Raw genomic sequence first — 25,985 nt, forward strand, 5'->3', positions numbered from 1 at the left:
GCGTGGTGTGTTCCTAGACAGCTCCACCACACCGGAGGTCTTCGCCATGATCAAGACCCGCGACTGTCAACAACGCTCGTGATCAATACACCTAGGCGTCGCTTCCCGGCCCCCGGATGCCCAGGGCCCGGGTCGTCTCCGGGCTCAGCAGGAGGACGAGGGCCGCCACGGCGGTCACCGCGAGGGCGATGCCGGCGGGGATCAGGGCGCTGGTCGCCTGGAGCAGCTGCCAGGCGACCGGGAGCGCCAGGATCTGCGTGATGATCGCCGGACCCCGGCTCCAGGAACGGCGCAGCAGCAGTCCGCGCGCGGCCGCCAGCGGGATCAGACCGAGGGCGATCAGGGTCGCGCCGCCGGTGACCGCCTGGGTCCGGCTGTCGGGGCTGCCCGTGAATCCGGTCACCAGTACGTAGACGCCACCGACCACCAGAGCCAGGGCCTCCAGCGCGGCGAGCGCCGCCGCGGCGGTAAGGCGGGCGGGGCGCGGGGCGGTGTCCGTCGGGGTGTTCTGCTCGGTACTGCTCACCCGAGCAGGGTAGCCGCCGGCGCCTTCCACGCTCCGGACGGGGCTGGGCCAGGTACCGCGCGGTAGGTACGCTGGCGGCCATGCGCGCACTTCTTGTGGTCAATCCGGCAGCAACCACCACCAGTGCCCGCACGCGCGACGTCCTGATCCACGCCCTGGCCAGCGAGATGAAGCTCGAGGCGGTGACGACCGAGTACCGCGGACATGCCCGGGACCTCGCCCGCCGGGCCGTGGAGTCCAAGGACATAGAGATGGTCGTCGCTCTCGGTGGCGACGGCACGGTCAACGAGGTCGTGAACGGGCTTCTGCACCACGGCCCCGATCCGGACCGGATTCCGATCCTCGCGGTCGTCCCCGGCGGCTCGACCAATGTCTTCGCCCGCGCGCTCGGCCTTCCGAACGACGCGGTGGAGGCGACCGGCGCGATTCTGGACGCGCTGCGTGAGCGCCGCGAACGGACGGTCGGTCTGGGACTGGCGTCCGGCACGCCGGGAACCGACGACGAATCGGTTCCGGCCCGCTGGTTCACGTTCTGCGCCGGGCTCGGTTTCGACGCCGGAGTGATCGGCCGGGTCGAACAGCAGCGGGAACGCGGGAAAAGATCCACGCACGCGCTCTACGTCCGCCAGATGGTCCGCCAATTCGTGGAGGAGCCGCACCGGCGGCACGGGACGATCACGCTGGAGAGGCCCGGCCAGGACCCCGTCGACGATCTTGTGGTGTCCATAGTCTGCAACACCTCTCCCTGGACCTACCTGGGCAATCGTCCGGTGTACGCGTCCCCGGAGGCGTCCTTCGACACCGCGCTGGACGTGCTCGGACTGAGCCGTCTGTCGACGCCGGCGGTGGCCCGTTACGCCACCCAGCTGCTGACCTCGACGCCGGAGCGCGGTCCGCATGGCAAGCATGCCCTCACTCTGCATGACTTGACCGACTTCACCTTGCATTCGAAGGTTCCGCTCCCCTTTCAGATGGACGGAGACCACCTGGGTCTGCGTACCAGCGTGACGTTCACAGGCGTTCGCCGTGCACTGCGTGTGATTGTGTGAGCGGAAGAGCCCAAAGGCCTTTCACTCGAACGTTTAGGCTGGCATCCACCCCATAGAAGTACGGCTGTGACCTAGCCGACACCGAGGAATCAAAAAAAACTTTCCGGAAGGGGTTGTATCCGCCGCCGAGGTTTGCGAATCTCTACATGGCGCTCGGGACGGCCCGCAGGAACGGCCTCCACTGAGCACCAGAACCCCTCCTCATCCCAAGGACCACACCAGTCCAACTGGCAGTCGGCCCTTCCCTTGCGGGGGGATTCGTGAAAGCGTTCACATTCACAAGCAACGTGCATGTCACACAAGAGAGGTAGCAGCCATGGACTGGCGTCACAACGCCGTTTGTCGTGAGGAAGACCCCGAGCTGTTCTTCCCCATCGGCAACACCGGTCCTGCGCTGCTGCAGATCGAGGAAGCCAAGGCCGTCTGCCGCCGCTGCCCCGTCATGGAGCAGTGCCTGCAGTGGGCGCTCGAGTCCGGCCAGGACTCCGGCGTCTGGGGTGGCCTCAGCGAGGACGAGCGTCGCGCCATGAAGCGCCGCGCCGCTCGCAACCGGGCGCGCAACGCCAGCGCCTGACGCCCCCTGTTACGAGCCTGAGCCGAGCGGCGCGTACATCGCGTACGCAATCACCGCCCCCGAGCCGCAGCGCGCAGCAGTAACCCACAGCATTCGAGCCCCGGACCGTGTCACACGGTCCGGGGCTCGCTGCTCTTCGCGGGCTGTTCTCGCCCGCCGTCGTTCCCGCCCGCTGTCATTTCTGAGGGTGGACGGGGATGTCGAGCACGACCCGTGTGCCGCGCTCCGGAGCGGGCTGCATGTCGAACGTGCCGCCCAACTCCCCTTCCACCAGGGTCCGTACGATCTGCAGCCCGAGGTTCCCCGCGCGCTGCGGGTCGAAGCCCTCGGGGAGCCCGCGGCCGTCGTCCTGAACCGTGATGAGCAGCCGGGCGTCGGCGCGGGCCTCGCCGCGGACCGCCGTCACCTCGACCGTGCCCTGCTCCCCCTGGGCAAAGGCGTGCTCCAGGGCGTTCTGCAGGATCTCGGTGAGGACCATCGAGAGCGGGGTGGCGACCTCGGCGTCGAGGATGCCGAAGCGACCGTTGCGCCGGCAGCTCACCTTGCCCGGGGAGATCTCCGCCACCATGGCGATCACCCGGTCCGCGATCTCGTCGAACTCGACACGCTCGTCCAGGTTCTGCGAGAGCGTCTCGTGCACGATCGCGATCGAACCGACGCGCCGCACCGCCTCGTTCAGCGCCTCGCGGCCCTGCTCGGAATCCATCCGGCGGGCCTGGAGCCGCAGCAGGGCGGCGACCGTCTGGAGGTTGTTCTTCACCCGGTGGTGGATCTCCCGGATGGTGGCGTCCTTGGTGATCAACTCACGCTCGCGGCGGCGGAGTTCGGTGACGTCGCGCAGGAGTACGAGCGAGCCGACGCGGGTGCCCTTGGGCTTCAGCGGAATGGCCCGCAGCTGGATGACGCCGCCGTTGCCCTCGATCTCCGTCTCGCGGGGGGCGTAGCCGCTGGCCAGCTTGACCAGTGCCTCGTCGACCGGGCCGCGGGAGGGGGCGAGTTCGGCGGTGATCTGGCCGAGGTGCTGGCCGACCAGGTCGGCGGCGAGGCCGAGACGGTGGTACGCGGAGAGGGCGTTGGGCGAGGCGTACTGGACGACGCCGTCGGCGTCGAGCCTGATCAGGCCGTCGCCCGCGCGCGGGGAGGCGTCCATGTCGACCTGCTGGCCGGGGAACGGAAACGTTCCGGCCGCGATCATCTGGGCCAGGTCGGACGCGGACTGGAGGTATGTGAGCTCCAACCGCGAGGGCGTACGGACCGTGAGGAGGTTCGTGTTGCGGGCGATGACTCCGAGGACGCGGCCCTCGCGGCGTACGGGGATGGACTCGACCCGCACCGGAACCTCCTCGCGCCACTCCGGGTCGCCCTCGCGCACGATCCGGCCCTCGTCGAGGGCGGCGTCGAGCAGCGGGCGGCGGCCGCGCGGGACGAGATGGCCGACCATGTCGTCCTGGTAGGAGGTGGGACCCGTGTTCGGCCGCATCTGGGCGACGGAGACATAGCGGGTGCCGTCCAGGGTGGGAACCCAGAGAACGAGGTCGGCGAAGGAGAGGTCGGAGAGCAGCTGCCACTCCGAGACCAGCAGGTGGAGCCACTCGAGGTCGGTCTCACTCAGAGCGGTGTGCTGGCGTACGAGGTCGTTCATGGAGGGCACGTGTGCGAGCGTACCTGCGGAATTACAAGGCGGTGAACCTGGATCTCGGGGCGTCCGTGTTGGAGGATGGGCCGGGAAGGACCCTGTTCCCATGGATGGACAGACAAGAATGGTCTAGTCCACAATGGGCAGGTAAAGCCTCCACTCTCCCCGCACAGGAGGGTGGAACGAGGTACCGGCGCTCTCTGCCCTGACTGCGTCGAGACCTCTCACGGCCGAGGGACCGCACACCCCCGGCCTGCTGCTCCGGGCTGCGGTGCCGGACGGGTTGAGGGTCCCGTCCTGGCGCCGCGGCCCGCGGGTGTCTCAGGGCCCGGGCGGCCAGACCCCGCATCGCGCGCTCCCCCAGCGCCTCCAGCGTGATCGAGCACGGTCTCGGGCGCCTGCGGGACGGGTGGGGGGATCGTCACGGTCACCGGGACGCCGGACATCGCCCTACCGGCCGGCCTCGCCACGATCATGGCCAAGGCGCGGTGAACGCGCTGACCCGCTCCCTCACGGCGGAGCTCGCCCCGCACGGGATCACCGTGAACGCGGTCGGTCCCGGGTCGTCGAGACCGACCTGGACGCGTCCTGGCTCGCCGAACCCGCTCGGCCCGCGCCCACGTGGCCTCCCGCTCGGTCTTCAAACCGCCTCGGACCACGGGTCGCGGACGTGGTCGCCCTCTGGCCTCGCCCGACGCCCGCTGGGTAACGGGCCCAGCACCTGGACGCGAGGGGCGGTCTGCTGCTCCCGCCGCTGTAGTGGCGCGGGGGGCCCGGGCCTCCCGGGCGGGTCAGCGCGTCTCCGTCACCTTCATCCGAGCCCTGGGCGCGTCCGGATCCTGGCCCCTGGCGATGGTCACCTCGTACGCGAGGAGTTGGAGCGGGAGGATCTCCAGGATCGGCTGGATCTCCTCCGGGACGCCCCGGGTCGGGAGGGCGAAGCCCGCGGAGGCCGCGTCGACCGCCGGTTTCGGGCCGACCACCATCAGGTCCGCGCCCCGGCCCCGCAGGCGGTCCAGGACCGGCTGGAGGGCCTCTCCGCCGTGCCCCTCGGGGACGACCGCGATGACCGGCGAGATGTTGTCCACCATGGCGAGCGGACCGTGCAGCAGGTCGGCGCCGGAGTAGGACAGCGCCGGAATGTAGCTGGTCTCCATCAGCTTCAGGGCCGCTTCCTTCGCCGTGGGGTAGCCGTAGCCGCGCGAGGTGATCACCATGCGCTCGGCGAAGCGGTAGCGGGACGCCAGCCGCCGCACCTCGTCCCGGCGCGCCAGGACGGATTCGGCGAGCTCCGGCAGTTCCCGGGCCGACCCGGCGTCGCCGCCGCGCAGACCCTCGACGAAGAGGTGGAGGGCCAGCAGCGAGGCGGTGTACGTCTTGGTCGCGGGCAGCGCTCTCTCCGGGCCCGCCAGGATGTCGACGTGGTACTCGGAGACGGCCGCGAGTGGCGAGTCCGGGTTGTTGGTGACCGCGACGGTGACGGCGCCGGCCTCCCGGGCCGCCCGGGTGGAGGCCACCAGGTCCGGGGAACCGCCGGACTGGCTGACGGTGACGACCAGGACGTCCCGCAGATCGGGCACCGCTCCGTACGCCGTCGTCGTGGACATGGACGTCAGCCCGCAGGGCATCCCCAGCCGGATCTCCAGCAGGTACTTCGCGTAGAGCGCCGCGTTGTCGGAGGTGCCGCGCGCCGTGAGCAGGACGAAGCGGGGACGGCGGGCGGAGACGGCCTCCGCGGTGCGGCGGATCGCGGAGGCGCCGTCGGCGAGGATCCGGCGCAGCACGGCGGGCTGCTCCGCGATCTCACCGGCCATGATGCAGCCGGGCTGCTCGCTCATGGGCGGTCCTTCCAGGTCGCTGTCCCGGTGCGCCCAGTCGACCATGGGTGGGCGGGCACTCGCCAGTGGAGAGCCGGGGCGGGGGCGGCCGTACGGAACCGGACGAGCGCCCGAAGCGACGGCCGCCACTCTGCTAGATTGGTCTATACCACACGAGACCCCCTTTCAGATCGGCAGGCCCAGCGTGGAAGTTGTCATCGTCCCGGACGCCACGGCAGGCGGAGAGCTCATCGCGGAGGGCATCGCCGGCCTGCTGCGCCGCACGCCCGACGCCCTGCTCGGCGTGGCCACCGGCTCGACTCCGCTGCCCATCTACGAAGCCCTCAAGGCCAAGGTCGACGCGGGCGCCGTGGACGTCTCGCGCGCCCGGATCGCCCAGCTCGACGAGTACGTGGGCCTGCCCGCGGGGCACCCCGAGTCCTACCGCGCGACCGTCCTGCGCCAGGTCGTGGAGCCCCTCGGCCTCTCCCCGGAGTCCTTCATGGGCCCCGACGGCTCCGCCGAGGACGTCCAGGCCGCCTGCGAGGCGTACGACAAGGCCCTGAGGGACGCCGGGGGCGTCGACCTCCAGATCCTCGGCATCGGCACCGACGGGCACATCGGCTTCAACGAACCGTGCTCCTCGCTCGCCTCCCGCACCCGCATCAAGACACTCACCGAGCAGACCCGCGTCGACAACGCGCGCTTCTTCGACGACGACATCGAGCAGGTCCCGCACCACGTCATCACCCAGGGCATCGGCACCATCCTGGAGGCCCGCCACCTGGTACTGCTGGCCACCGGCGAGGGCAAGGCGGAGGCCGTGGCGCAGACGGTCGAGGGTCCCGTCGCCGCGATCGTGCCCGCGTCCGCGCTCCAGCTGCACCCGCACGCCACGGTCGTCGTGGACGAGGCCGCCGCGTCCAAGCTGAAGCTCGCCCACTACTTCCGCCACACCTACGCCAACAAGCCCGGCTGGCAGGGCATCTAGACCGCACGGCGAAGGGCCGGTACCCACCGGGTACCGGCCCTTCGCCATGTGCGCGCGCCCTTCATGGTGCGCGCGGGCGTCATTTGCCGGCGATGACCTCCGCCGCGGCGATCCCGCACACCCGCGCCGCCCCGTGCGTCGCGATGTGCAGCGCACCCCGCGGCTCCGCCCGGTTCAGGCCCATCTCGACCACGACCGTTTCGGGGCGGGCGGCCAGCAGGGCGTCCAGGGCCGCGGTCATCCACGGGTGGCGGTGGGCGTCGCGGACGACGGCGACGATCCGACGCTGCCCGGCGGCGGCGAGGACGGCCTCCACCGAGGCGTCCGCGTACGAACCGGTCAGCGTGCCGGGCAACAGCCGCGCGAGCTCGGCCGCCACACCCCAGGGCGTCTCGTCACCGACGGCGATGTTGGCCACGGGCGTGAAGGCGGCGACGTACACCGGTTCGGCAGGGGCCACCCGCTCACCGGTCACGGTCAGCGCGCGGCGCGCCGCGACCAGCCCGATGTCGGTGCCGGGCGCGGTCCCCTCCTGCGTTGCCGCGCCCGGCTCCGATACAGCCCCCCTGGCCCGACGCGCCTGGGTCCAGGACGCGAGGGCGCGTACACGCGCCGCCGCGTCGGCCAGCCGCTCCTCGGACAGGTCGCCGGTCCGTACCGCTTCGACCAGCGCGTCGCGCAGTCGCAGTACGGTCTCCTCGTCCGCCAGGCCGCCGCCGACGCAGATGGCGTCGGCGCCCGCCGCGATCGCGAGGACGGAGCCACGCTCGATGCCGTACGTCGACGCGATGGCCTGCATCTCCATGCCATCGGTGACGATCAGCCCGTCGAAGCCCAGCTCCTCGCGGAGCAGACCGGTGAGGATCTGCGGGCTGAGGGTCGCCGGGCGGTCGGGGTCGAGCGCGGGGAGCAGGATATGCGCGCTCATCACCGCTTTGGAACCCGCCGTGATGGCCGCGCGGAAAGGCACCAGCTCACGGGCGTGCAGTGTGGCGAGGTCCACATCGATGCGGGGCATCGCGTGGTGCGAATCGACGTTGGTGTCGCCATGGCCGGGGAAGTGCTTGGTGCACGCGGCGACGCCGGCGGCCTGGAGGCCTTCGACGTACGCGACGGTGTGGCGGGCCACCAGATCGGTGCCGGCGCCGAAGGACCGTACCCCGATGACCGGATTGTCCGGGTTGGAGTTGACGTCGGCGGACGGCGCCCAGTTGAAGTCGACCCCGCACGCGGCGAGGCGCCGGCCCAGTTCGCGGGCGACGGCGCGGGTCAGGTCCGTGTCGTCGACGGTGCCCAGGGCGTAGTTGCCGGGGAAGGAGGAGCCGCTCCGGACCTCCAGACGGGTGACGTCGCCGCCCTCCTCGTCGATGGCGACGAGGACGTCGTCCCGCTCGGCCCGCAGCTGGGCGGTGAGTGCGGCGAGTTGTGCCGGTGAGGCGATGTTGCGGCCGAAGAGGCCGACGGAGGAGAGCCCTTCGCCGATGCGGCGGAGCAGCCAGTCGGGCGCGGTGGTGCCGACGAAGCCGGGCTGGAGGACGGTGAGGGCGTCCCGGGTCAGCGTCCCGGTGCCGGATACGAGCGTCGTCATGAGGCGGCGTTATCCCTTCACGGCGCCGGCGGTCATACCGCCGACGGCCCGGCGCTGGAGGAAGAGGAAGACGATGAGCACGGGGAGGGCGAAGAGGGTGGAGGCCGCCATGGTGGCCCCCCAGTCGCTGCCGAACGCGGTCTGGAACTGTGTCAGCCAGAGCGTCAGCGTCTGCGACTCCTTGTCCTTGTTGAGGATCAGGACCATGGCGAACTCGTTCCAGGCGGTGATGAAGCCGAAGAGCGAGGTCGACATGAGGCCGGGCGCGAGCAGCGGGAAGATCACCTTGAGGAACGCCTGGCCGCGGGTGCAGCCGTCGATGAGCGCCGCCTCTTCCAGTTCGACCGGGACCGCCGCGATGAAACCGCGCAGCGTCCAGATGGTGAAGGGCAGGACCATCACGAAGTACACCAGCGTGAGCAGCGGGATGCTGTTCAGCATGTCGCTGTCCCGGGCGATGATGTACATGACGATGACCATGACCTCCCACGGGGCCATCTGCGCCATCATCACGCCGAGGACCAGGCCCTTGCGGCCGCGGAACTTCATCCGCGCGATCGCGAAGCTCGCCGCCAGGGCGACGACCAGGGCCAGGAGCACCGCGCCGACCGTGACCGTGAGGCTGTTGACGACGTACGTCCAGAACAGGTCGACGCCGGTCGCGGTCGTGTAGTTCTCGCCGGTCGGGACGAAGAGGAAGACCGGGTCCTTGCTGAGGATCTCGCTCTGCGGCTTCAGCGAGGAGGAGAGCATCCAGTAGACCGGGAAGACGAACACCACGGCGAGGACGAGCGCCGTCAGGTTCTTGAGGATCGCGCCGGGCCGCACGGGCTTCCCGCGGCGCCGGGCGGGGGCGGCGGAGGCCGCGGGGGTCTTGGAGAGGGTGGTCGTGCTCACTGCTCCTCCTCCTGCTTCAGGATCAGGCGGAAGTAGAAGGACATGACGGCGATCAGCATCACGATCGTGAGGACGGAGACCGCGGCGGCGAGGCCGTAGTGGGCCTGGCTCTGACCGACGATGTACGCGTAGACCGTGAGGGTCTCGGAAGTGCGGTCCGGGCCGCCGGAGTTCATGGCGTACACCTGGGTGAAGGCCTTGAAGACCCAGATGATCTCCAGAAACGTGGTGATCATGAAGAACGGCTTCAGGTTCGGGAAGACCACGGACCAGAAAGTGCGCCAGCCGTTCGCGCCGTCCATCTTGGCGGCCTCGTACAGCTCGGTGCCGATCGTGGTGAGACCCGCGTACATGTTGAGCGCGACGAAGGGGATGGAGCCCCAGGCCACCAGGATCGTGATGATGACGAGCGAGGAGAAGCCGGTCTCGAACCAGTTGTGCTGGTCGTAGCCGCTGAATCCGAGCGTCCGCATCAGCCAGTTGACGACGCCGAACTGCTCGTCGAAGAGCCAGCGGAAGACCGTGACCGAGGCGACGATCGGCATGGCCCAGGCCATCATCAGCGCCAGCGAGAGCACCAGGCGCATCTTCTTGCCGAGCCGGTTGAGCAGCAGGCCGAGGAGCGTGCCGACGCCCATGATCACGGCGACGTTCGCGGCCGTGAAGAGGAGGCTCCGGACCACCACGGTCCAGAAGTCCGGGTCACCGATCAGCTCGGTGTAGTTCTCGAAGCCGATCCACTGCGGCCTGCGGGTGATCAGTTCCTTCCGGTTGACCTGCTGGAAGGAGAGGATCACATTGCGGGCCAGCGGATAGAGCAGCAGCACCGCCATGGAGAGAACGGCGGGGCCGATCAGCAGGTACGGCAGCAGCCCGCCGGGCAGGGCGCGCCTGCCGCGAGGAGGCTGAAGGACTTCCTTCGATCCGGAAGCGGGTGGCGGAGTCTGAGACGGCCCTGCCGCCCTCCCCGACGCGTCCTGGGGAGCGGAGGTCACCGCTCCCTGGGAGTCCACGGTCATGGTCTTCTTCCTCGCGGTTCTGGGGCTCCCGCGCCCAACGGGCCCGCGGCCCCGGGGGAACGGGCCGCTGTGCACTGCGATGCCCCGGTGGTGCGGCCGGTGCCCGGGGCACCGGCCGCACCACCGGGTGCGACGGCTACTTCTGGTTGATGCGCTCGGTGATCACCTTGTCGGCCGCCTCGCCGGCCTTCGCGGCGTCCTCACCCTTGAGGACCTTGGTCATGTAGTCCTTGATCGGGTTGGGCTCGGTCTCGACGTTCGCCCAGCCGGAGGTCACCGGGGTGATCTTGCCGACGGGCGCGGCCAGGGCCATCGCCTCGGCGAAGGAACCGGCCGGCGCCTTGAACTGCGACGCGTCGTTGTTCGGGAGCAGCGCGCCACCGGTGGCCGCGGCGTACTTGGCCATCTGCTCCTTGCCCGCGGCCAGGGCCAGCCACTCCTTGGCGAGGTCCTTGTTCTGCGAGCGCTCGGCCACGGCGAGGTTGGAGCCGCCGAAGAAGACGGAGCCCGGCTTGTCGGCGGTCTTGCCCGGGATCGGGAAGTAGCCGAAGTCGGCGGTCTTGCCGGCCTTCTTCATGGCGTCGATGGCGCCGCCGGCCTCCCAGCCGAGGCCGATCCAGGACGCGACTCCACCCTTGGGGACGATGTCGGTGGACTGCTGCGGGGTCGCCTCGTCCTTGTCCTTCGGAGCGGTCGAGTAGGACTGCAGCTCCTTGTAGAAGTTCATGGCGGCGGCGGCCTGCGGGGAGGACAGGTTGCCCTTCCACTTGTCGCCGTCCTTGACGGCGAGGTCGGCGCCCTCGTCCCACAGGAGGCCGGCGTAGACGTACCAGCTCTGGCCGGGCAGGTAGAGGGGCTGGACCTTGGAGTCCGACGCCTTGATCTTCTTCAGTCCGTCGATCCACTCGGCGCGGGTCTTCGGCGGGGTGACGCCGGCCTTCTTGAAGAGGGCCTTGTCATAGACGACGACACGGTTGGCGGCGTACCAGGGGGCGGAGTAGAGCTTGCCGTCGAGCTCGTTCGAGGCGAGCATGCCCTTGTTCCAGCCGTCGTAGCCGAGCTTCGACTTGTCGGCGGTGAGGTCCGCGAGGCCCTCGGTGACGGCGTAACCGGCGGTCTGGGTGTTGCCGAGCTCCAGGACGTCCGGCGGGGTGTCCTCGGAGAGGGCCGTGGTGACCTTCTCCTGGATGCCCTTCCACTGCTGGATCTCTACCTTGACCTTGACGCCCTTGTGCTTGGCCTCGAACTCCTTGTTGACCTGCTTGATCCAGGCGTCGGGAGCCGAACCGTCCATGACCCAGACGGTCAGCGTCTTGTCGCCGCCCGCCTCCTTGCCACCGTCACCCTTGTCGCTGCCACAGGCGGCCATGCCGACCATCATGCCCGCGACACCAATCGCCGCGATGAGCTTGCGCTTCACGACACCCTCCTCAGGGATGCAAGAGACTTCCCCCACCACCGCCCGAGAACTCCGCTCCGCCGAGACATGCCAGGACCTGCGACATGCGCGGCGGGTACTGCCCGTGGGGCTGGGACCTGGTCTTTAATGGTTTAGACCAGTACCCGGAGCTTGGCCTAGACCTTTAGGGGTGTCAAGGGTGTATAAGAAGGGCAGTCGCGTCCGTTACCGGACCGACACCTGAGGTGGGGCGACGACCTGTGACCGGTCCGTGCCACCATGTGAGCCGCTACAGACGGAGGAGCCGGTGACGGCAGCAGCACAGGAGTCGGGAAGGCAGGCCATGGCCACGGACGGGGGCGGCACGGAGACCGAGGGCGGGGCCACGACCCGCACCGCGCGCGTGCCCAAGTACTACCGGCTCAAGCGGCACTTGCTCGACATGACCGAGACGCTCCCGCCCGGCACACCGGTGCCGCCGGAGCGCACCCTCGCGGCCGAGTTCGACACCTCGCGCACCACGGTGCGCCAGGCCCTTCAGGAGCTGGTGGTCGAGGGCCGCCTGGAGCGCATCCAGGGCAAGGGCACCTTCGTGGCCAAGCCGAAGGTCTCGCAGGCGCTCCAGCTCACCTCGTACACCGAGGACATGCGGGCCCAGGGGCTCGAACCCACCTCCCAGCTGCTCGACATCGGCTATGTCACGGCCGACGACACCCTCGCCGGGCTGCTCGACATCAACGCGGGCGGGCGGGTGCTGCGGATCGAGCGGCTGCGGCTCGCGAGCGGCGAGCCGATGGCGATCGAGACGACGCATCTGTCGGCGAAGCGCTTCCCCGCGCTGCGTCGGTCCCTGGTCAAGTACACCTCCCTCTACACAGCGCTGGCGGAGGTGTACGACGTCCATCTCGCCGAGGCCGAGGAGACGATCGAGACGTCCCTGGCGACCCCGCGCGAGGCGGGCCTGCTGGGCACCGACGTCGGCCTGCCGATGCTGATGCTGTCCCGGCACTCACTGGACGGGAACGGCGAGCCGGTGGAATGGGTGCGGTCGGTGTACCGGGGCGACCGGTACAAGTTCGTCGCGAGGCTCCAGCGCCCCAACGGCTGAACCGCCGTGAACCTTTGACCTCCTGAATACGTGACGGGTGTCGGGGCACCGATACTCGTCCGTTATTCGGACGGGGGTTCCATGAAGCGAAACCGTCCCCTAGATTTCCTGCGCATTACGCAGGTGAGCCATGGTGTTCAGTGAGGGGACGGAAACGCCGTATGTCACAAGAAAAGCAACCTGCCGTCACACCCGTGAGGGTGGTGGTGGCGCTCTGCCTCGTCGTGCCGTTCGTGGCGATGCTCTGGGTGAGCTCCTACGCCAAGGTGGAGCCGACGTTCCTCGGCATGCCGTTCTTCTACTGGTACCAGATGCTCTGGGTCCTCATCTCCACCGCGCTGACCATGACCGCTTATCAGCTGTGGCAGCGTGACCAGCGCGCCCGCAAGGGAGGTGCGTCGAAGTGAAGGACGGCGTGAACGGCGTCGCACTCGCCGTCTTCATCTTCTTCTTCCTGGCCGTCACGGTCCTCGGGTTCCTCGCCTCGCGCTGGCGCAGAGCGGAGAACGAGAACAGCCTCGACGAATGGGGCCTGGGCGGCCGCTCGTTCGGCACCTGGGTCACCTGGTTCCTGCTCGGCGGCGACCTCTACACCGCGTACACCTTCGTGGCCGTCCCGGCGGCGATCTACGCGGCCGGCGCCGCGGGCTTCTTCGCCGTGCCGTACACGATCCTGGTCTACCCGCTGATCTTCACCTTCCTGCCGCGGCTCTGGTCGGTGTCGCACAAGCACGGCTACGTCACCACCTCCGACTTCGTCCGCGGCCGCTTCGGCTCAAAGGGCCTCTCCCTGGCGGTCGCGGTCACCGGCATCCTCGCCACCATGCCGTACATCGCGCTCCAGCTCGTCGGCATCCAGGCCGTGCTCGACGTGATGGGCGTGGGCGGCGGCGAGACCACCCACTGGTTCATCAAGGACCTGCCGCTGCTGATCGCCTTCGGTGTCCTCGCGGCGTACACCTACTCCTCGGGTCTGCGGGCCCCGGCGCTCATCGCGTTCGTCAAGGACACGCTGATCTACATCGTCATCGCGGTGGCGATCATCTACATCCCGATCAAGCTCGGCGGCTTCGACGAGATCTTCGCCAAGGCCGGTGAGGCGTACGCGCAGATCAACCCGGCGACCGGCAAGCCGCGCGGCGCGCTCGTGCCCGGGGAGATGGGCCAGTGGGGCTACGCGACGCTCGCGCTCGGCTCGGCCCTCGCGCTCTTCATGTATCCGCACTCGATCACCGCGACGCTCTCCTCGCGCAGCCGTGACGTGATCCGCCGCAACACCACGATCCTGCCGCTCTATTCGCTGATGCTGGGTCTGCTGGCGCTGCTCGGCTTCATGGCGATCGCCGCGGGCGTGAAGGTGAAGAACGGCCAGCTGGCCATCCCCCAGCTGTTCGAGAACATGTTCCCGGACTGGTTCGCGGGTGTCGCCTTCGCCGCCATCGGCATCGGCGCGCTGGTCCCGGCGGCCATCATGTCGATCGCCGCCGCGAACCTCTTCACCCGCAACATCTACAAGGACTTCCTGAAGCCGGACGCCACTCCGGAGCAGGAGACCAAGGTGTCCAAGCTGGTGTCGCTGCTGGTGAAGGTGGGTGCGCTGGCCTTCGTCCTCACCATGGACAAGACCGTCGCGATCAACTTCCAGCTGCTGGGCGGCATCTGGATCCTGCAGACCTTCCCGGCGCTGGTGGGCGGCCTGTTCACCCGCTGGTGCCACCGCTGGGCGCTGCTCGCCGGCTGGGCCGTGGGCATGGTCTACGGCACGGCGGCCGCGTACGGCGTCGCGAGCCCCACGCAGAAGCACTTCGGCGGCTCGTCCGCGGAGATCCCGGGCATCGGCGAGATCGGCTACATCGGTCTCACCGCGTTCGTCCTCAACGTGGTGGTGACGGTGGTCCTGACCTTCGTCCTGCGGGCCGTCAAGGCCCCCGACGGCATCGACGAGACGTCCCCGTCGGACTACACGGCGGACGCGGGCGACCCGGGCGTGCAGGTGGAGCTGCCGCCGGCCACGGCGGGGTCGCCGGGCGGGCACTGACCAGCACGACCGTACGAAGGGCCCGGAGTTCCCGCGAGGGAAATTCCGGGCCCTTCGCCGTGTCCGCCGGGCACACTGCCCACCATGGACTTCACCATCAGGCGCGTCACCCCCGCCGAGTACGAGGAACTGGGCGCGCTCACCGCCCGCGTCTACCTCGGCGACGGCCTCCTCGACCTCGGCGAGGAGGACAGCTATCTGCACGTCCTGCGGGATGTGGCCCGGCGGGACGCCGAGGCCGAGGTGCTCGTCGCCGTCGACACGGACGGGCGACTGCTCGGCGGCGTGGCGTTCGTCGGCTCCGGCGGCCCCTGGGCCGATCTCGCCCGGGACGGCGAGGCCGAGTTCCGGATGCTCGCGGTCGCGACGGACGCGCGGGGGCGGGGCATCGGGGAGGCGCTCGTCCGGGCCTGCGTGGAGCGGGCACGGGCCACGGAGGGCTGCGTACGGCTCGTGCTGTCCACGCACCCCTCCATGACCTCCGCCCACCGGATCTACGACCGGCTGGGCTTCACCAGGACCCCGGACCGGGACTGGAAGCCGGTCCCCGAGCTCCCGCCGCTGCTCACCTACGCGTTGGAGCTCTGAACCGCCCTCCACACGCGAAGACACAACATGTGGGGGGTGACGCATCCATCGCCCCCCACATGTATGCTCATGCTCGCTGTCGCCGCAGGGGAATCCGGTGCGAATCCGGAACTGTCCCGCAACGGTGTGTCAGGTGCCTCCGTGCACCCTCAAGTCCGAACACCTGCCGATGGTGCGCCTGGTCCGTCCGGTCCTGGCGCCAAGACGTCCGGGCCTCGTGGAGTGGGCCGGTGGACGCCGCGCATCCACCGCTCGCCGGTGTGTGCCCGTGCGCCCCGCCGCCTCCCCCCGCCGGCCCCGAGCCGAGCGAGGGAGAGCCCCCACGTGACCATCGCGCCCGCCGATCCGGCATCGGTGATCGAGACCGACGGACCCGGGACCGTGCTTCTGCGGATCCTGACCGACCTCACCGCCGACCTGCCCGACACCGACCCCGGACGGGTCGCGGCCGCCGCGCTGCGCGGTCGGCACGCCGGTTCGGACGCGGCGGAACTGCGGGAGCTGGCCACCGAGGCGGCCGCAGGGCTGATCTCCGAGGACCCCGCCTACTCACGGCTCGCCGCCCGGCTGCTCACCCGCACGATCGCGGACGAGGCCGCGGGCCAGGGCGCCGTGTCGTTCTCCGCGTCGGTCGCCGTCGGCCACCGCGAAGGCCTGATCGCCGACCGCACGGCCGAGTTCGTCGGCCTCCACACGGCACGGCTCGACGCGCTCATCGATCCCGACGCGGACGACCGCTTCGGCTACTTCGGTCTGCGGACGCTCTACTCGCGCTATCTGCTCCGGCACCCGATCACCCGCAAGGTCGTCGAGACCCCGCAGCACTTCATGCTCCGGGTGGCCGCCGGGCTCGCCGAGGACGAGAGCGTCCGCGCGCTGGACGAGGTCGCCGCGCTGTACGGCCTGATGAGCCGGCTCGACTATCTGCCCTCCTCCCCCACGCTCTTCAACTCGGGCACCCGGCACCCGCAGATGTCCTCCTGCTACCTGCTGGACTCCCCGCAGGACGAACTCGACTCGATCTACGACCGCTACCACCAGGTGGCGCGCCTCTCCAAGCACGCCGGCGGCATCGGGCTCTCGTACTCCCGCATCCGCGCCCGCGGTTCGCTGATCCGCGGCACGAACGGGCACTCCAACGGCATCGTGCCGTTCCTCAAGACCCTCGACGCCTCCGTCGCCGCCGTGAACCAGGGCGGCCGGCGCAAGGGCGCCGCCGCCGTCTACCTGGAGACCTGGCACGCCGACATCGAGGAGTTCCTGGAGCTCCGCGACAACACCGGTGAGGACCAGCGCCGTACGCACAACCTCAACCTCGCGCACTGGATCCCCGACGAGTTCATGCGCCGGGTGAACGCCGACGCCGAGTGGTCGCTGTTCTCCCCGGCCGACGTGCCCGAGCTGGTCGACCTCTGGGGCGACGCGTTCGACGCCGCCTACCGCGCGGCCGAGGCCAGGGGTCTGGCGCGCAAGACCATGCCGGCCCGGGACCTGTACGGCCGTATGATGCGCACCCTGGCCCAGACCGGCAACGGCTGGATGACCTTCAAGGACGCGTCCAACCGCACCGCGAACCAGACGGCGGAGCCCGGCCACACGGTCCACTCATCGAACCTGTGCACCGAGATCCTGGAGGTGACGGACGACGGCGAGACGGCCGTCTGCAACCTCGGCTCGGTCAACCTCGGGGCGTTCGTGCTCGCCTCGGGCGACATCGACTGGGAGCGCCTCGACCAGACGGTCCGTACGGCCGTCACCTTCCTCGACCGGGTCGTCGACATCAACTTCTACCCGACCGAGCAGGCGGGCCGCTCCAACGCCCGCTGGCGTCCGGTGGGCCTGGGAGCGATGGGCCTCCAGGACGTCTTCTTCAAGCTGCGGCTGCCCTTCGACTCGGCCGAGGCCCGCGCCCTGTCGACGAGGATCGCCGAGCGGATCATGCTCGCGGCGTACGAGGCGTCCACCGACCTCGCCGAGCGGAGCGGCCCGCTCCCCGCCTGGGAGAAGACCCGCGCCGCGCGCGGTGTCCTGCACCCCGACCACTACGACGTGGAGCTGAACTGGCCGGAGCGCTGGGCGGCCCTGCGCGCCCGGATCGCCTCGGTCGGCATGCGCAACTCGCTGCTGCTCGCCATCGCTCCGACGGCGACCATCGCCTCCATCGCGGGCGTGTACGAGTGCATCGAGCCGCAGGTCTCCAACCTCTTCAAGCGCGAGACCTTGAGCGGCGAATTCCTCCAGGTCAACGGCTACTTGGTCGACGAGCTGAAGAAGCTCGGCGTCTGGGACGCGCAGACCCGGGAGGCGCTGCGCGAGGCGAGCGGATCGGTCCAGGGCTTCAGCTGGATCCCGGCCGACGTCCGCGAGCTGTACCGCACGGCGTGGGAGATCCCGCAGCGCGGCCTGATCGACATGGCGGCGGACCGCACCCCGTTCCTGGACCAGTCGCAGTCGCTGAACCTCTTCCTGGAGACGCCGACCATCGGAAAGCTCTCCTCGATGTACGCCTACGCCTGGAAGCGGGGGCTGAAGACGACGTACTACCTGCGCTCCCGCCCGGCGACCCGGATCGCCCGCGCGGCCGCCGCCGCGCCGATCCCCGTGCAGGCCACGCCCGAAGAGGCTGTCGCCTGCTCCCTTGAGAACCCCGAGTCCTGCGAGGCCTGCCAGTAATGACGACGACGACCAACGCCGAGAAGAACCTCCTGGACCCCGGCTTCGAGCTGACCCTGCGGCCGATGCGCTACCCGGACTTCTACGAGCGCTACCGGGACGCGATCAAGAACACCTGGACGGTGGAGGAGGTCGACCTGCACTCCGACGTCGCCGACCTCGCCAAGCTCACCCCCGGTGAGCAGCACATGATCGGCCGGCTGGTCGCCTTCTTCGCGACCGGCGACTCGATCGTCTCCAACAACCTGGTGCTCACGCTCTACAAGCACATCAACTCCCCCGAGGCGCGGCTCTATCTGAGCCGACAGCTCTTCGAGGAGGCCGTGCACGTCCAGTTCTACCTGACGCTGCTCGACACCTATCTGCCCGATCCGGCCGACCGCGCCGCCGCGTTCGACGCGGTCGAGGAGATCCCCTCCATCCGGGAGAAGGCGCAGTTCTGCTTCCGCTGGATGGACTCGGTGGAGAAGATCGAGCGCCTCGAGACCCAGGCCGACCGCCGCCGCTTCCTGCTGAACCTGATCTGCTTCGCGGCGTGCATCGAAGGCCTGTTCTTCTACGGCGCCTTCGCCTACGTCTACTGGTTCCGCTCGCGCGGTCTGCTGCACGGCCTGGCGACCGGCACCAACTGGGTGTTCCGCGACGAGACGATGCACATGAACTTCGCCTTCGAGGTCGTGGACACCGTCCGCAAGGAGGAGCCCGAGCTCTTCGACGACGCGCTGCGGCAGCAGGTGACGGACATGCTGAAGGAGGCCGTCGAGGCGGAGCTCCAGTTCGGCCGCGACCTGTGCGGTGACGGTCTGCCCGGTATGAACACCGAGTCGATGCGCGAGTACCTCCAGTGCGTCGCCGACCAGCGCCTGACGCGCCTGGGCTTCGCCCCGGTGTACGGCTCCGAGAACCCGTTCGCGTTCATGGAGCTCCAGGGCGTCCAGGAGCTCACGAACTTCTTCGAGCGCCGGCCGTCCGCGTACCAGGTGGCGGTGGAGGGCTCCGTGGACCTGGACGAGGACTTCTGAGCGAGTGATCCGCACCCGGGCGGCAGCCTGCGCCGCCGCCGCTCTCACCGTCGCCGCGGGCCTGGGCATCAGGTCCGCGGCGACGGGCGAGGTGGCCAAGTACGCGGGTGACGCGCTCTACACCGTGCTGGTCCTGACCCTGGTGGTGCTGCTCGCACCCAGGGTCAGGCCGGCGACGGCCGCGGGCGTCGCGCTGGGCTTCAGCTGCGCGGTGGAGCTGTTCCAGCTCACCGGTGTGCCCGCGGAGCTGGCCGCGCACAGCACGCTCGCACGCCTGGTGCTGGGCACCTCGTTCAACGCACCGGATCTGCTCTGGTACGCGGTCGGCGCGGCGGTCGGCTGGGCCGTCCACCGCGCCCTGGTCGCGCGTCAGTCGTTCGGGACGGTCTCGTAGCGCGGGGTGCCCTCGGACATCTGCCGCAGCGCGTCCTTGCGGTCCCGCTTGGAGAGCCGGTCGATGTACAGGTAGCCGTACAGGTGGTCCGTCTCGTGCTGGAGGCAGCGCGCGAAGTAGCCCGTGCCCCGCACCTTGATCGGGTTGCCCTGGGCGTCCTGACCGCGCACCACCGCGTAGTCGGGGCGGGCCAGTTCGGCGTAGGCCGTGGGGACCGACAGGCAGCCCTCGTTGGCCTCGTCGAGGACGCGGCGGTCGGCCGGCAGCTCCTCGAGGACCGGGTTGCACACCACGCCGACGTGACGCACGCCCTCGTCGTCCATGCAGTCGTAGACGAAGACCTTCAGGTCCACGCCGATCTGGTTGGCCGCCAGGCCCACGCCCTCGGCCGTCCTCTGGCTGGCGAACATGTCGTCGATCAGCGACGCGAGCTTGTCGTCGAACTCCGTGACGTCCTTGCACTCCTTGTGGAGCACCGGGTTGCCGACGACCGTGATCGGGCGCGACGTGCCGCGCTCGCGGTACGCGAGCTCACGCGCCTCGCAGTCCTCCGTGTCGACGACGAAGCCGTCGTTCACCTGCTCGTCAGTCTCCTGCTGCGCCATGTCCGCCGTACGCCTTCCTCAAAACCTCAGCCTGTGGTCGCGTACAGCCTACGGGCAGCGGTCAGCAGACTTCTTCGAGATCCCGCCACTCACGGCTGTCCGGGCTGTCCGCCACCCAGCCGTCGAGGAGACCGCGGACCAGACCGGCGGGGGCGGCGATGCCGCACTCGCGCTCCGGCACCCACAGCTCGCCCGGCGAACGGTGGCCGAGCGGCCCCGGGTGGCCCGGCTCGCTGTGGTCGTGCGGGTCCAGGTGCTCGCCCTCTCCCTCGGCGCTCGGCATGGTCGACTCGGAACAGGCGCGGCACAGCAGCCGCACCGACGACGACCAGTCCTCGGCGGCGAAGCCCGCGTCGGCGGCGAGCTGCTCCAGGGCGTTCCGGTCCGCCTCGGTCGCGGCCTCCAGGAGCACCACCCAGGTCGGGACGGGCGACGGCGCCCAGAGCTCGATCTCGTCGAAGACGGGGAAGGACGGGCCGGCGGACGTGGTCCGCTCGCCGTGCGGGACGCCGTCGTGCAGCACGACCTCGCCCCAGCGGCGCCCGGAGGACGGCAGTGGGATGGAGAGCACTTCCATGCGGGCCGGGTCGAGCCGGCGGCCCCACACGACCTCCGCCTCCCCCTCGGGGGAGAGCCGCACGGCGGCGCTGCCGAGATCCATGCCGGCGGGCTCGCCCGTCCCGGCCGAGGCGCCGGGCACCTTCAGCCCGTACGCCTGCCAGGCGCGACGGGCCAGCGGCCAGTCCTGGAGCGCGGTGGCGGCGATGCCGACGTTCCACCAGTCGGGGGCGCCGGTCTCCTTGTCGAGCAGCGCGACGGCCCGCAGGCCCGCGGCGCGTGCCTGCTCCCAGTCGTGCCGGAACTTGTGCAGCAGCGCCAGATTGAACCAGGACTCGGAGAGCCAGGGCTCAAGGTCAGCCGCGCGCGTCAGCAGCGCGCCCGCGTCCTCGTACCGGCCGTCACCGATCAGCGTGAACGCGCGGTCGGTGGCCTGCCGCCACGAGGCGGAGGGCCGATGCCGTACCTTCCCGAAGATCCTCACGATTCCCGCCTGCCGGTCGCTCGGGTCCAGGCCCGAGGAGCCCTCGACAACTCTTGTCACCCTCTTGTTCGCATCCAACCATGCCCGGTCGGACGCCCGCTCATTACCCATGGGTTACCCAGGCGGGGACGCGGTAAGACCGCCGCGGGTGAGGACCTTGGCGAGGGACTCGACGACTTCCGGCTGATAGTCGCGCGCGGTACCCAGCCGCAGGCGTTCGAGGGCCGTGAGGGCACCTCCGGCGCTGTCCCCCGCGAGATCGTCGTACGCGTTGACGGTCCGGACGATCCGGGCGGGCAGGGGCTGCTCGCGGTACGGGTCGGCCTGACGTTCGACGATGAGGGCGACGGTGGGCGGAACGCCGGTCTGGCGGACCACGGCGCCGCCGAGGAGGGCGATGCGGCGCTGTTCCTCGGCCGGGAGGAGGGCCGTGGCGCCCTCCGGGACGGGGTCGACGAGGGACAACTGTCCGATGTCGTGCATCAGGGCCGCGTACTCGAGGACGGTCAGTTCGTAGCCGGACAGCCCCATCTCGCGTCCGACCGCCCCACTGAGGGCGGCGACCCGGCGGGCATGCCCCGCCGGGGTGTATCCGGCCACCTCGGTCGCCCGGGCCAGGGAGGCGATGGTCTGGCGGTTGGTGGTGCGCACGGCCGTGTAGCGCCGGAAGGACAGCTGCGTGAGCAGCAGCGGTACGCAGAAGACGGGCAGCGCCCACAGCCCGGCGACGGCGACGCCGAGGGCCATGACGGCGCAGGTCGCGCAGACCGCGGAGCCGATGCCGATGAGGGTGCGCAGCTCGTCGCGGAGGAGGGGGCCGAAGGGGGCGGGAGTGCCCCCTCTGCGCCGGGCCTCGCGCGGGAGGCTGCGGGCCCGCCGGGTCAGGGCGGCCAGCACGGCGTCGCAGAGGGCGGTGAGCAGCAGCAGGATCAGCAGGAAGAGGGCGTGGGCGGGGCCGTGGCCGAGGCGGTGGGTGACCTCGCCGGCGTTGTAGAGCGGCTGGAAGCAGACGGCGGCGAAGGCGACGGTCAGGATCCGCCGTGCCACATGGTCGAGCGCGGGTCCGCGCCCCCGGGCCACGTGCGGCACGGTCCCGGCGAGGGCCGCGGCCACCACGACGGCGACGACCTGGAGGACCCCGTGCGTGGTGGGCCGGCCGCCGCTCTCGCCCAGCAGCGCGTACGCGAGCGCCCCGGCGGCCGAGAGGGGCGCGGGTTCACGCTCGCCGGGCAGGGCGCCCCAGCGGGCCAGCTCCCCGACGGCGATGAGCACCCCGAAGGCGAGGGCGATGCGCGGCTCGCCGACGCCGTACCAGAGGGTGTGCGCGAGGGCGACGAGGGTGAGGGTGCCGGCGGCGCAGTGGATCACGCCGATGAGGGGCGGGACGAGGGGCCGGGGTGCCGCTCTCACGCGCGGCCCTTGGGGCGGGGCGCGCGGGGACCGGAGGGTGCCCCGGCCGGGGGATGGGGGCGGGCGGAGGAGGCCCGGTCGGCCTCTCCGGCCGCGCGCCGACCGGTGTCCTCCGCCGCGGGCCGGGCGGTCTCCTCCTCTGGGGCCCGCGCGGCCTCCGGCGCCGCCGGCCGCGGCGGCGGAACGTTCCCTCCCGGAGGCGGATGCGGCTCGTCGGAGGTGACCGCCGTCTGCCAGCCGTGCCGGTCCAGCGCGCGCACCAGCGCCCGTACCATCCTCGGGTCGAAGTGCGTCCCGGCACAGCGCTCGAGCTCCGCCACCGCCGTGGCCACCGGCCTGGCCCGGGAGTAGGACCGGGTGGAGGTCATGGCGTCGAAGGCGTCCGCGACGGCCACCACACGCGCGAACTCCGGGATCTGGTGCCCGCTCAGTCCGTACGGATAGCCCCTGCCGTCCATCCGCTCGTGGTGGTGCAGGATCGCCGACCGGGCCTCGCCCAGGAATCCGATGCCGCGCACCATCTCGTGCCCGTACTCCGGGTGCAGCTCGATGACACGGCGTTCGTCCGGCGTCAGCGGACCGTCCTTGCGCAGCACCCGCGTCGGCACACCGAGCTTCCCGACGTCGTGCAGGATCCCGGCGAAGCGCAGGACCTCCAGCCGGCCCTCCTCCATGCCGAGTTCACGGGCGATCAGCACGGATGCCCGGCCGACCCGCTCGCTGTGGCCGCGGGTGTACTTGTCCTTGATGTCGACAGCCTGGACGAGCGCCCTGATCGTCGCCTGGTGGGCGGCCCGCTCGCGGTGGTACTGCGCGAAGACCCAGCAGGTGATGTACATCGGCAGCAGCACGAACAGCGCGGCCACCGGCCCGTACTCACTGCGCCACAGCACCGCCATCATCAGGCCCGCCAGTCCGTGCACGGCGTGCGGGGCGAGCGAGCGGCCCAGCAGACCGCGCCAGGCGGTGCGGGGCGGAAGCCGTTCGGCGGTGGCGAGGATGCCGCCGTCGAGGGCGGCGAGTACCAGACAGAAGGTGAGCGCCGAGGCGCCGGCCGGCAGCAGGATGTAGGGGAAGTCCGGCAACCGCAGCCCGTGGCCACCGCCGCCGAGCGCGGCCGGCCCACCGAGCAGCGCCGCCGCCACCGCCGCCGCCCAAGTGGCGAGGGCCAGTTGACCGGCCCGCCACAGGCGCCGTACGCCGGCCGGGCGCTGCTCCACCCGGGCGACGAGCGCGCCGGGCACCGCGGCCAGCGCGGCCCCGGCGGGCGGCAGCAGCAGGGCCGCCGCGAGGAGTACGGGGAAGAAGGAGCCGGCGCCCATGGGGACCGAGCCGCTCGGCGCGCGTCGCAGGAACGGGCAGCGGGCGGGCATCTCGCACACGGCGTACACCCCGGCGACCAGGGCCACGGTGCTCCAGGGCTGCGCGGACACGGCGGAGAGGGGGAGCGCCGCGGGCAGGACGCACGCCACGGCGCAGAGGGTGACGCACCCGATGTACGCGCGCGCCGCGACCGGAATCGCCGTCACCGTCGCCACCCTCCCCGTGTCGCGTGAATCGTCCGTCACGCTAGCGAGTTGGCGCGCGGGGCAGGGCTCGTAGCAGCCGATTCGCACCATCGGGTGATGTCGGGTTCCGGAAGCTCCGGGGGCGCGGAAGACGCGTACACGCGCGAGGGGCGCGCCGCGGGAATCGCGACGCGCCCCTGGGGCGAGAAGCCGCTCAGCTCTCCTGAGGGGCGGCGGCGGTCACGTCGTGCTCCGGCACGGCCTGCCCCGAACGGATCAGATCGATCCGGCCCATGACCTTGGCACGCAGGTCGGTCGGGACGTCATCGTGCCCGCAGCAGCGCTTGACCAGCTTCTTCACGGCCTGCTCGAGGCCGTACTTCTCCAGGCACGGGGAGCACTCCTCGAAGTGGACCTCGAACTTGGTGCAGTCACTGTCGGGCATCTCATGATCGAGGAACTCGTAGAGATGATCGAGGACCTCAGCGCAATCCGTCTCGTGCGGCTCTCCGCAGCTCATGAGCCCGAGCCTTTCAGATCGTTCGACGACTCTCCGGCGCCCGCGGGTACCAGCCCGCGGTCGCGGGCGTAGTCCTCGAGCATGCCGCGCAGCTGGCGGCGGCCCCGGTGCAGCCGGGACATCACCGTACCGATGGGTGTCCCCATGATGTCCGCGATCTCCTTGTAGGCAAAGCCCTCTACATCGGCCAGATAGACGGCGATGCGGAACTCCTCGGGGATCGCCTGCAGGGCTTCCTTCACATCGGAGTCCGGGAGGTGGTCCAGGGCCTGCGACTCAGCGGACCGCAGACCGGTCGACATGTGCGACTCGGCGCGGGCGAGCTGCCAGTCCTCGATCTCCTCGGCGGCGCTGCGCTGGGGCTCGCGCTGCTTCTTGCGGTACGAGTTGATGAAGGTGTTCGTGAGAATCCGGTACAGCCACGCCTTGAGGTTGGTGCCCTCACGGAACTGGTGGAAGGAGCCGTACGCCTTGGCATACGTCTCCTGGACCAGGTCCTCCGCGTCGGCGGGATTGCGCGTCATGCGCAGCGCGGCGGAGTACATCTGGTCGAGGTAGCCGAGGGCGTCCCGCTCGAAGCGCGCATTGCGCTCGGCGGTCGTCTCCTCGGGGCCGTCGTCGGTCCCTGTGTCGGTCCCAGTGACCGGACCCACCTCCTCCAACGCTGCGGCGAACCCGAATGCGGACCCGCTCGCTTCGGAGGATAGACGAGGAACCCCTCCACCCGCCGCCCGAATAGGGGCGGTCCTCGCCGCGGGCAACACCGTCCAGTCCAGGTCAGCGGCGTGCGGGCGGCTCGGGCAGATGGTCGAACCCATGCGACTGACTCCCTCTCCAAAGCTCTTACCGATGCCCGTCACAACAGTGATCGCGCGCTCAACATTCCCGGAGGGCGGTGATCCACTCGCCGACGCCGTCCGTGATGACCGCGAGCGCGTCCTCCTGGGTGAGAGGGGCGCGCCTGGGCACGGCGAAGCCGTGATCGCCGGAGTCCACCTCGACGAGGTCGTACGTCCCGCCGGGGAATTCCGCGGGCTTGCCGAACGGGTCGTTCCCGCCCTGGACGACGAGCGTGGGGACGCCTGCCCCAAGCAGCTCGTCGGCGCGGGACTTCTCGGGCCTGCCGGGCGGGTGGAGAGGGAAGCTGAGCGCCAGTACGGCCCGGGCGCCGAGCTCGGCGGCGGTGCGGCAGGCGACCCTCGCCCCCGCGCTGCGCCCGCCGGCGACCACCGGCAGCCCGGCCCCGGCGAGCTCGGGCCACACGCCGCGCCAGCCGGTGTCCAGCGTCTTCGGCGCGGGCGCCACCTTCTTCCCGGCGACCCGCCAGGGCTGCTCGACCAGGGCGACGGTCACTCCGCGCGCGGGCAGGCTCCCGGCCAGCGCCCGCAGATCCCGTGCCTCGATGCCGCCCCCGGCCCCGTGCCCGAGCGCCAGCACGGCCCAGGCCTCCGCCGCCTCGACCCAGGTGACCCGAGCGGTCCCCGCGTCCGTCTCCACACTCTGCGTTCGACTCACGCGTCCATCCTTGCGTGCGCCGCGCCGGGAGACCGGCCGCCGCACGGGGGCCTGCCCCCGGACGGC

At 70.6% G+C, this 25,985-nt stretch carries 24 protein-coding genes and 1 riboswitch; of the genes, 10 read left to right on the forward strand and 14 right to left on the reverse strand.

Annotated elements, in window-relative coordinates:
- Positions 1–91 precede the first annotated feature (91 nt).
- Positions 92–526 (reverse strand): hypothetical protein, encoded by a 435-nt coding sequence (locus ACZ7J0_RS19320; protein WP_470888874.1) that lies wholly within the window; start codon positions 524–526, stop codon positions 92–94.
- Between the two features lie 80 nt (positions 527–606).
- On the opposite strand from ACZ7J0_RS19320, the gene ACZ7J0_RS19325 reads away from it, so the two are divergent.
- Together ACZ7J0_RS19325 and ACZ7J0_RS19330 are read left to right on the forward strand one after the other, a co-directional pair.
- Complete coding sequence (locus tag ACZ7J0_RS19325; protein ID WP_470888875.1) at positions 607–1,575, forward strand: diacylglycerol/lipid kinase family protein; 969 nt, start codon at positions 607–609, stop codon at positions 1,573–1,575.
- Between the two features lie 316 nt (positions 1,576–1,891).
- Positions 1,892–2,149, forward strand: coding sequence for a WhiB family transcriptional regulator (locus ACZ7J0_RS19330; RefSeq protein ID WP_003953983.1), 258 nt, complete (start codon positions 1,892–1,894; stop codon positions 2,147–2,149).
- A 175-nt stretch (positions 2,150–2,324) separates the two neighbouring features.
- Here ACZ7J0_RS19330 and ACZ7J0_RS19335 read toward each other — a convergent pair whose 3' ends face one another.
- Together ACZ7J0_RS19335 and ACZ7J0_RS19340 are read right to left on the reverse strand one after the other, a co-directional pair.
- Positions 2,325–3,791 (reverse strand): sensor histidine kinase, encoded by a 1,467-nt coding sequence (locus ACZ7J0_RS19335; RefSeq protein WP_470889265.1) that lies wholly within the window; start codon positions 3,789–3,791, stop codon positions 2,325–2,327.
- 785 nt (positions 3,792–4,576) lie between these two features.
- Positions 4,577–5,623, reverse strand: a complete 1,047-nt coding sequence (locus ACZ7J0_RS19340) for an SIS domain-containing protein (protein ID WP_470888876.1) — start codon at positions 5,621–5,623, stop codon at positions 4,577–4,579.
- Positions 5,624–5,807: 184 nt separating this feature from the next.
- On the opposite strand from ACZ7J0_RS19340, the gene nagB reads away from it, so the two are divergent.
- Positions 5,808–6,593, forward strand: coding sequence for a glucosamine-6-phosphate deaminase (gene nagB / locus ACZ7J0_RS19345; RefSeq protein ID WP_470888878.1), 786 nt, complete (start codon positions 5,808–5,810; stop codon positions 6,591–6,593).
- Positions 6,594–6,672: 79 nt separating this feature from the next.
- Here the strand turns inward: nagB and ACZ7J0_RS19350 are convergent, their stop codons facing one another.
- The 4 genes from ACZ7J0_RS19350 to ACZ7J0_RS19365 form a co-directional block, all read right to left on the reverse strand.
- Positions 6,673–8,181: a glycoside hydrolase family 3 protein gene (locus tag ACZ7J0_RS19350; RefSeq protein ID WP_470888880.1), complete on the reverse strand. Its 1,509-nt coding sequence runs from the start codon at positions 8,179–8,181 to the stop codon at positions 6,673–6,675.
- A gap of 9 nt (positions 8,182–8,190) precedes the next feature.
- Positions 8,191–9,009: a carbohydrate ABC transporter permease gene (locus ACZ7J0_RS19355; protein WP_468707429.1), complete on the reverse strand. Its 819-nt coding sequence runs from the start codon at positions 9,007–9,009 to the stop codon at positions 8,191–8,193.
- A gap of 65 nt (positions 9,010–9,074) precedes the next feature.
- Complete coding sequence (locus ACZ7J0_RS19360) at positions 9,075–10,097, reverse strand: carbohydrate ABC transporter permease (protein ID WP_470888882.1); 1,023 nt, start codon at positions 10,095–10,097, stop codon at positions 9,075–9,077.
- 136 nt (positions 10,098–10,233) lie between these two features.
- Positions 10,234–11,517 carry an extracellular solute-binding protein gene (locus tag ACZ7J0_RS19365; protein WP_470888884.1) on the reverse strand — a complete coding sequence of 428 codons (1,284 nt, stop codon included), beginning with the start codon at positions 11,515–11,517 and terminating at the stop codon, positions 10,234–10,236.
- Between the two features lie 322 nt (positions 11,518–11,839).
- On the opposite strand from ACZ7J0_RS19365, the gene ACZ7J0_RS19370 reads away from it, so the two are divergent.
- From ACZ7J0_RS19370 to ACZ7J0_RS19400, 7 genes are all read left to right on the forward strand, one after another.
- The gene (locus ACZ7J0_RS19370; RefSeq protein WP_470889268.1) at positions 11,840–12,604 is read left to right on the forward strand and encodes a GntR family transcriptional regulator; all 765 of its coding nucleotides are present in this window, start codon (positions 11,840–11,842) and stop codon (positions 12,602–12,604) included.
- 161 nt (positions 12,605–12,765) lie between these two features.
- Entirely contained in the window at positions 12,766–13,011 is a 246-nt protein-coding gene (locus tag ACZ7J0_RS19375; protein WP_469119199.1) for a DUF3311 domain-containing protein, read from the forward strand.
- Complete coding sequence (gene mctP, locus ACZ7J0_RS19380) at positions 13,008–14,642, forward strand: monocarboxylate uptake permease MctP (RefSeq protein ID WP_470888886.1); 1,635 nt, start codon at positions 13,008–13,010, stop codon at positions 14,640–14,642. Before ACZ7J0_RS19375 ends, mctP begins: the two co-directional genes overlap by 4 nt.
- An 84-nt stretch (positions 14,643–14,726) precedes the next feature.
- On the forward strand, positions 14,727–15,230 hold the full coding sequence (locus ACZ7J0_RS19385) for a GNAT family N-acetyltransferase (protein ID WP_470888888.1): 504 nt from the start codon (positions 14,727–14,729) through the stop codon (positions 15,228–15,230).
- 63 nt (positions 15,231–15,293) lie between these two features.
- Positions 15,294–15,415, forward strand: a riboswitch (cobalamin riboswitch).
- Positions 15,416–15,554: 139 nt separating this feature from the next.
- Positions 15,555–17,903: a ribonucleoside-diphosphate reductase subunit alpha gene (locus ACZ7J0_RS19390; RefSeq protein ID WP_470888889.1), complete on the forward strand. Its 2,349-nt coding sequence runs from the start codon at positions 15,555–15,557 to the stop codon at positions 17,901–17,903.
- On the forward strand, positions 17,903–18,925 hold the full coding sequence (locus tag ACZ7J0_RS19395) for a ribonucleotide-diphosphate reductase subunit beta (protein ID WP_468707256.1): 1,023 nt from the start codon (positions 17,903–17,905) through the stop codon (positions 18,923–18,925). Before ACZ7J0_RS19390 ends, ACZ7J0_RS19395 begins: the two co-directional genes overlap by 1 nt.
- Positions 18,926–18,929: 4 nt before the next feature.
- Complete coding sequence (locus ACZ7J0_RS19400) at positions 18,930–19,319, forward strand: ribosomal maturation YjgA family protein (RefSeq protein WP_470888891.1); 390 nt, start codon at positions 18,930–18,932, stop codon at positions 19,317–19,319.
- Here ACZ7J0_RS19400 and def read toward each other — a convergent pair.
- The 7 genes from def to ACZ7J0_RS19435 all read right to left on the reverse strand — a co-directional run bounded on the left by def (position 19,295) and on the right by ACZ7J0_RS19435 (position 25,919).
- Positions 19,295–19,924: a peptide deformylase gene (gene def, locus ACZ7J0_RS19405; RefSeq protein WP_470888893.1), complete on the reverse strand. Its 630-nt coding sequence runs from the start codon at positions 19,922–19,924 to the stop codon at positions 19,295–19,297. The genes ACZ7J0_RS19400 and def overlap by 25 nt on opposite strands.
- A 61-nt stretch (positions 19,925–19,985) precedes the next feature.
- Positions 19,986–20,966, reverse strand: a complete 981-nt coding sequence (locus tag ACZ7J0_RS19410; protein ID WP_468707437.1) for a tetratricopeptide repeat protein — start codon at positions 20,964–20,966, stop codon at positions 19,986–19,988.
- Positions 20,967–21,080: 114 nt separating this feature from the next.
- Positions 21,081–22,334 carry an HD-GYP domain-containing protein gene (locus ACZ7J0_RS19415; RefSeq protein WP_470889270.1) on the reverse strand — a complete coding sequence of 418 codons (1,254 nt, stop codon included), beginning with the start codon at positions 22,332–22,334 and terminating at the stop codon, positions 21,081–21,083.
- A 38-nt stretch (positions 22,335–22,372) separates the two neighbouring features.
- Positions 22,373–23,905 (reverse strand): HD-GYP domain-containing protein, encoded by a 1,533-nt coding sequence (locus ACZ7J0_RS19420; RefSeq protein ID WP_470888895.1) that lies wholly within the window; start codon positions 23,903–23,905, stop codon positions 22,373–22,375.
- A 193-nt stretch (positions 23,906–24,098) separates the two neighbouring features.
- Complete coding sequence (gene rsrA / locus ACZ7J0_RS19425; RefSeq protein ID WP_470888897.1) at positions 24,099–24,404, reverse strand: mycothiol system anti-sigma-R factor; 306 nt, start codon at positions 24,402–24,404, stop codon at positions 24,099–24,101.
- Positions 24,401–25,057: a sigma-70 family RNA polymerase sigma factor gene (locus tag ACZ7J0_RS19430; RefSeq protein WP_352186978.1), complete on the reverse strand. Its 657-nt coding sequence runs from the start codon at positions 25,055–25,057 to the stop codon at positions 24,401–24,403. The genes rsrA and ACZ7J0_RS19430 overlap by 4 nt, the downstream gene beginning before the upstream one ends.
- Before the next feature lie 223 nt (positions 25,058–25,280).
- The gene (locus ACZ7J0_RS19435) at positions 25,281–25,919 is read right to left on the reverse strand and encodes an alpha/beta hydrolase family protein (protein ID WP_470888899.1); all 639 of its coding nucleotides are present in this window, start codon (positions 25,917–25,919) and stop codon (positions 25,281–25,283) included.
- Between the last annotated feature and the right edge of the window lie 66 nt (positions 25,920–25,985).

The sequence above is a fragment of the Streptomyces sp. NPDC038280 genome, from assembly GCF_055600045.1.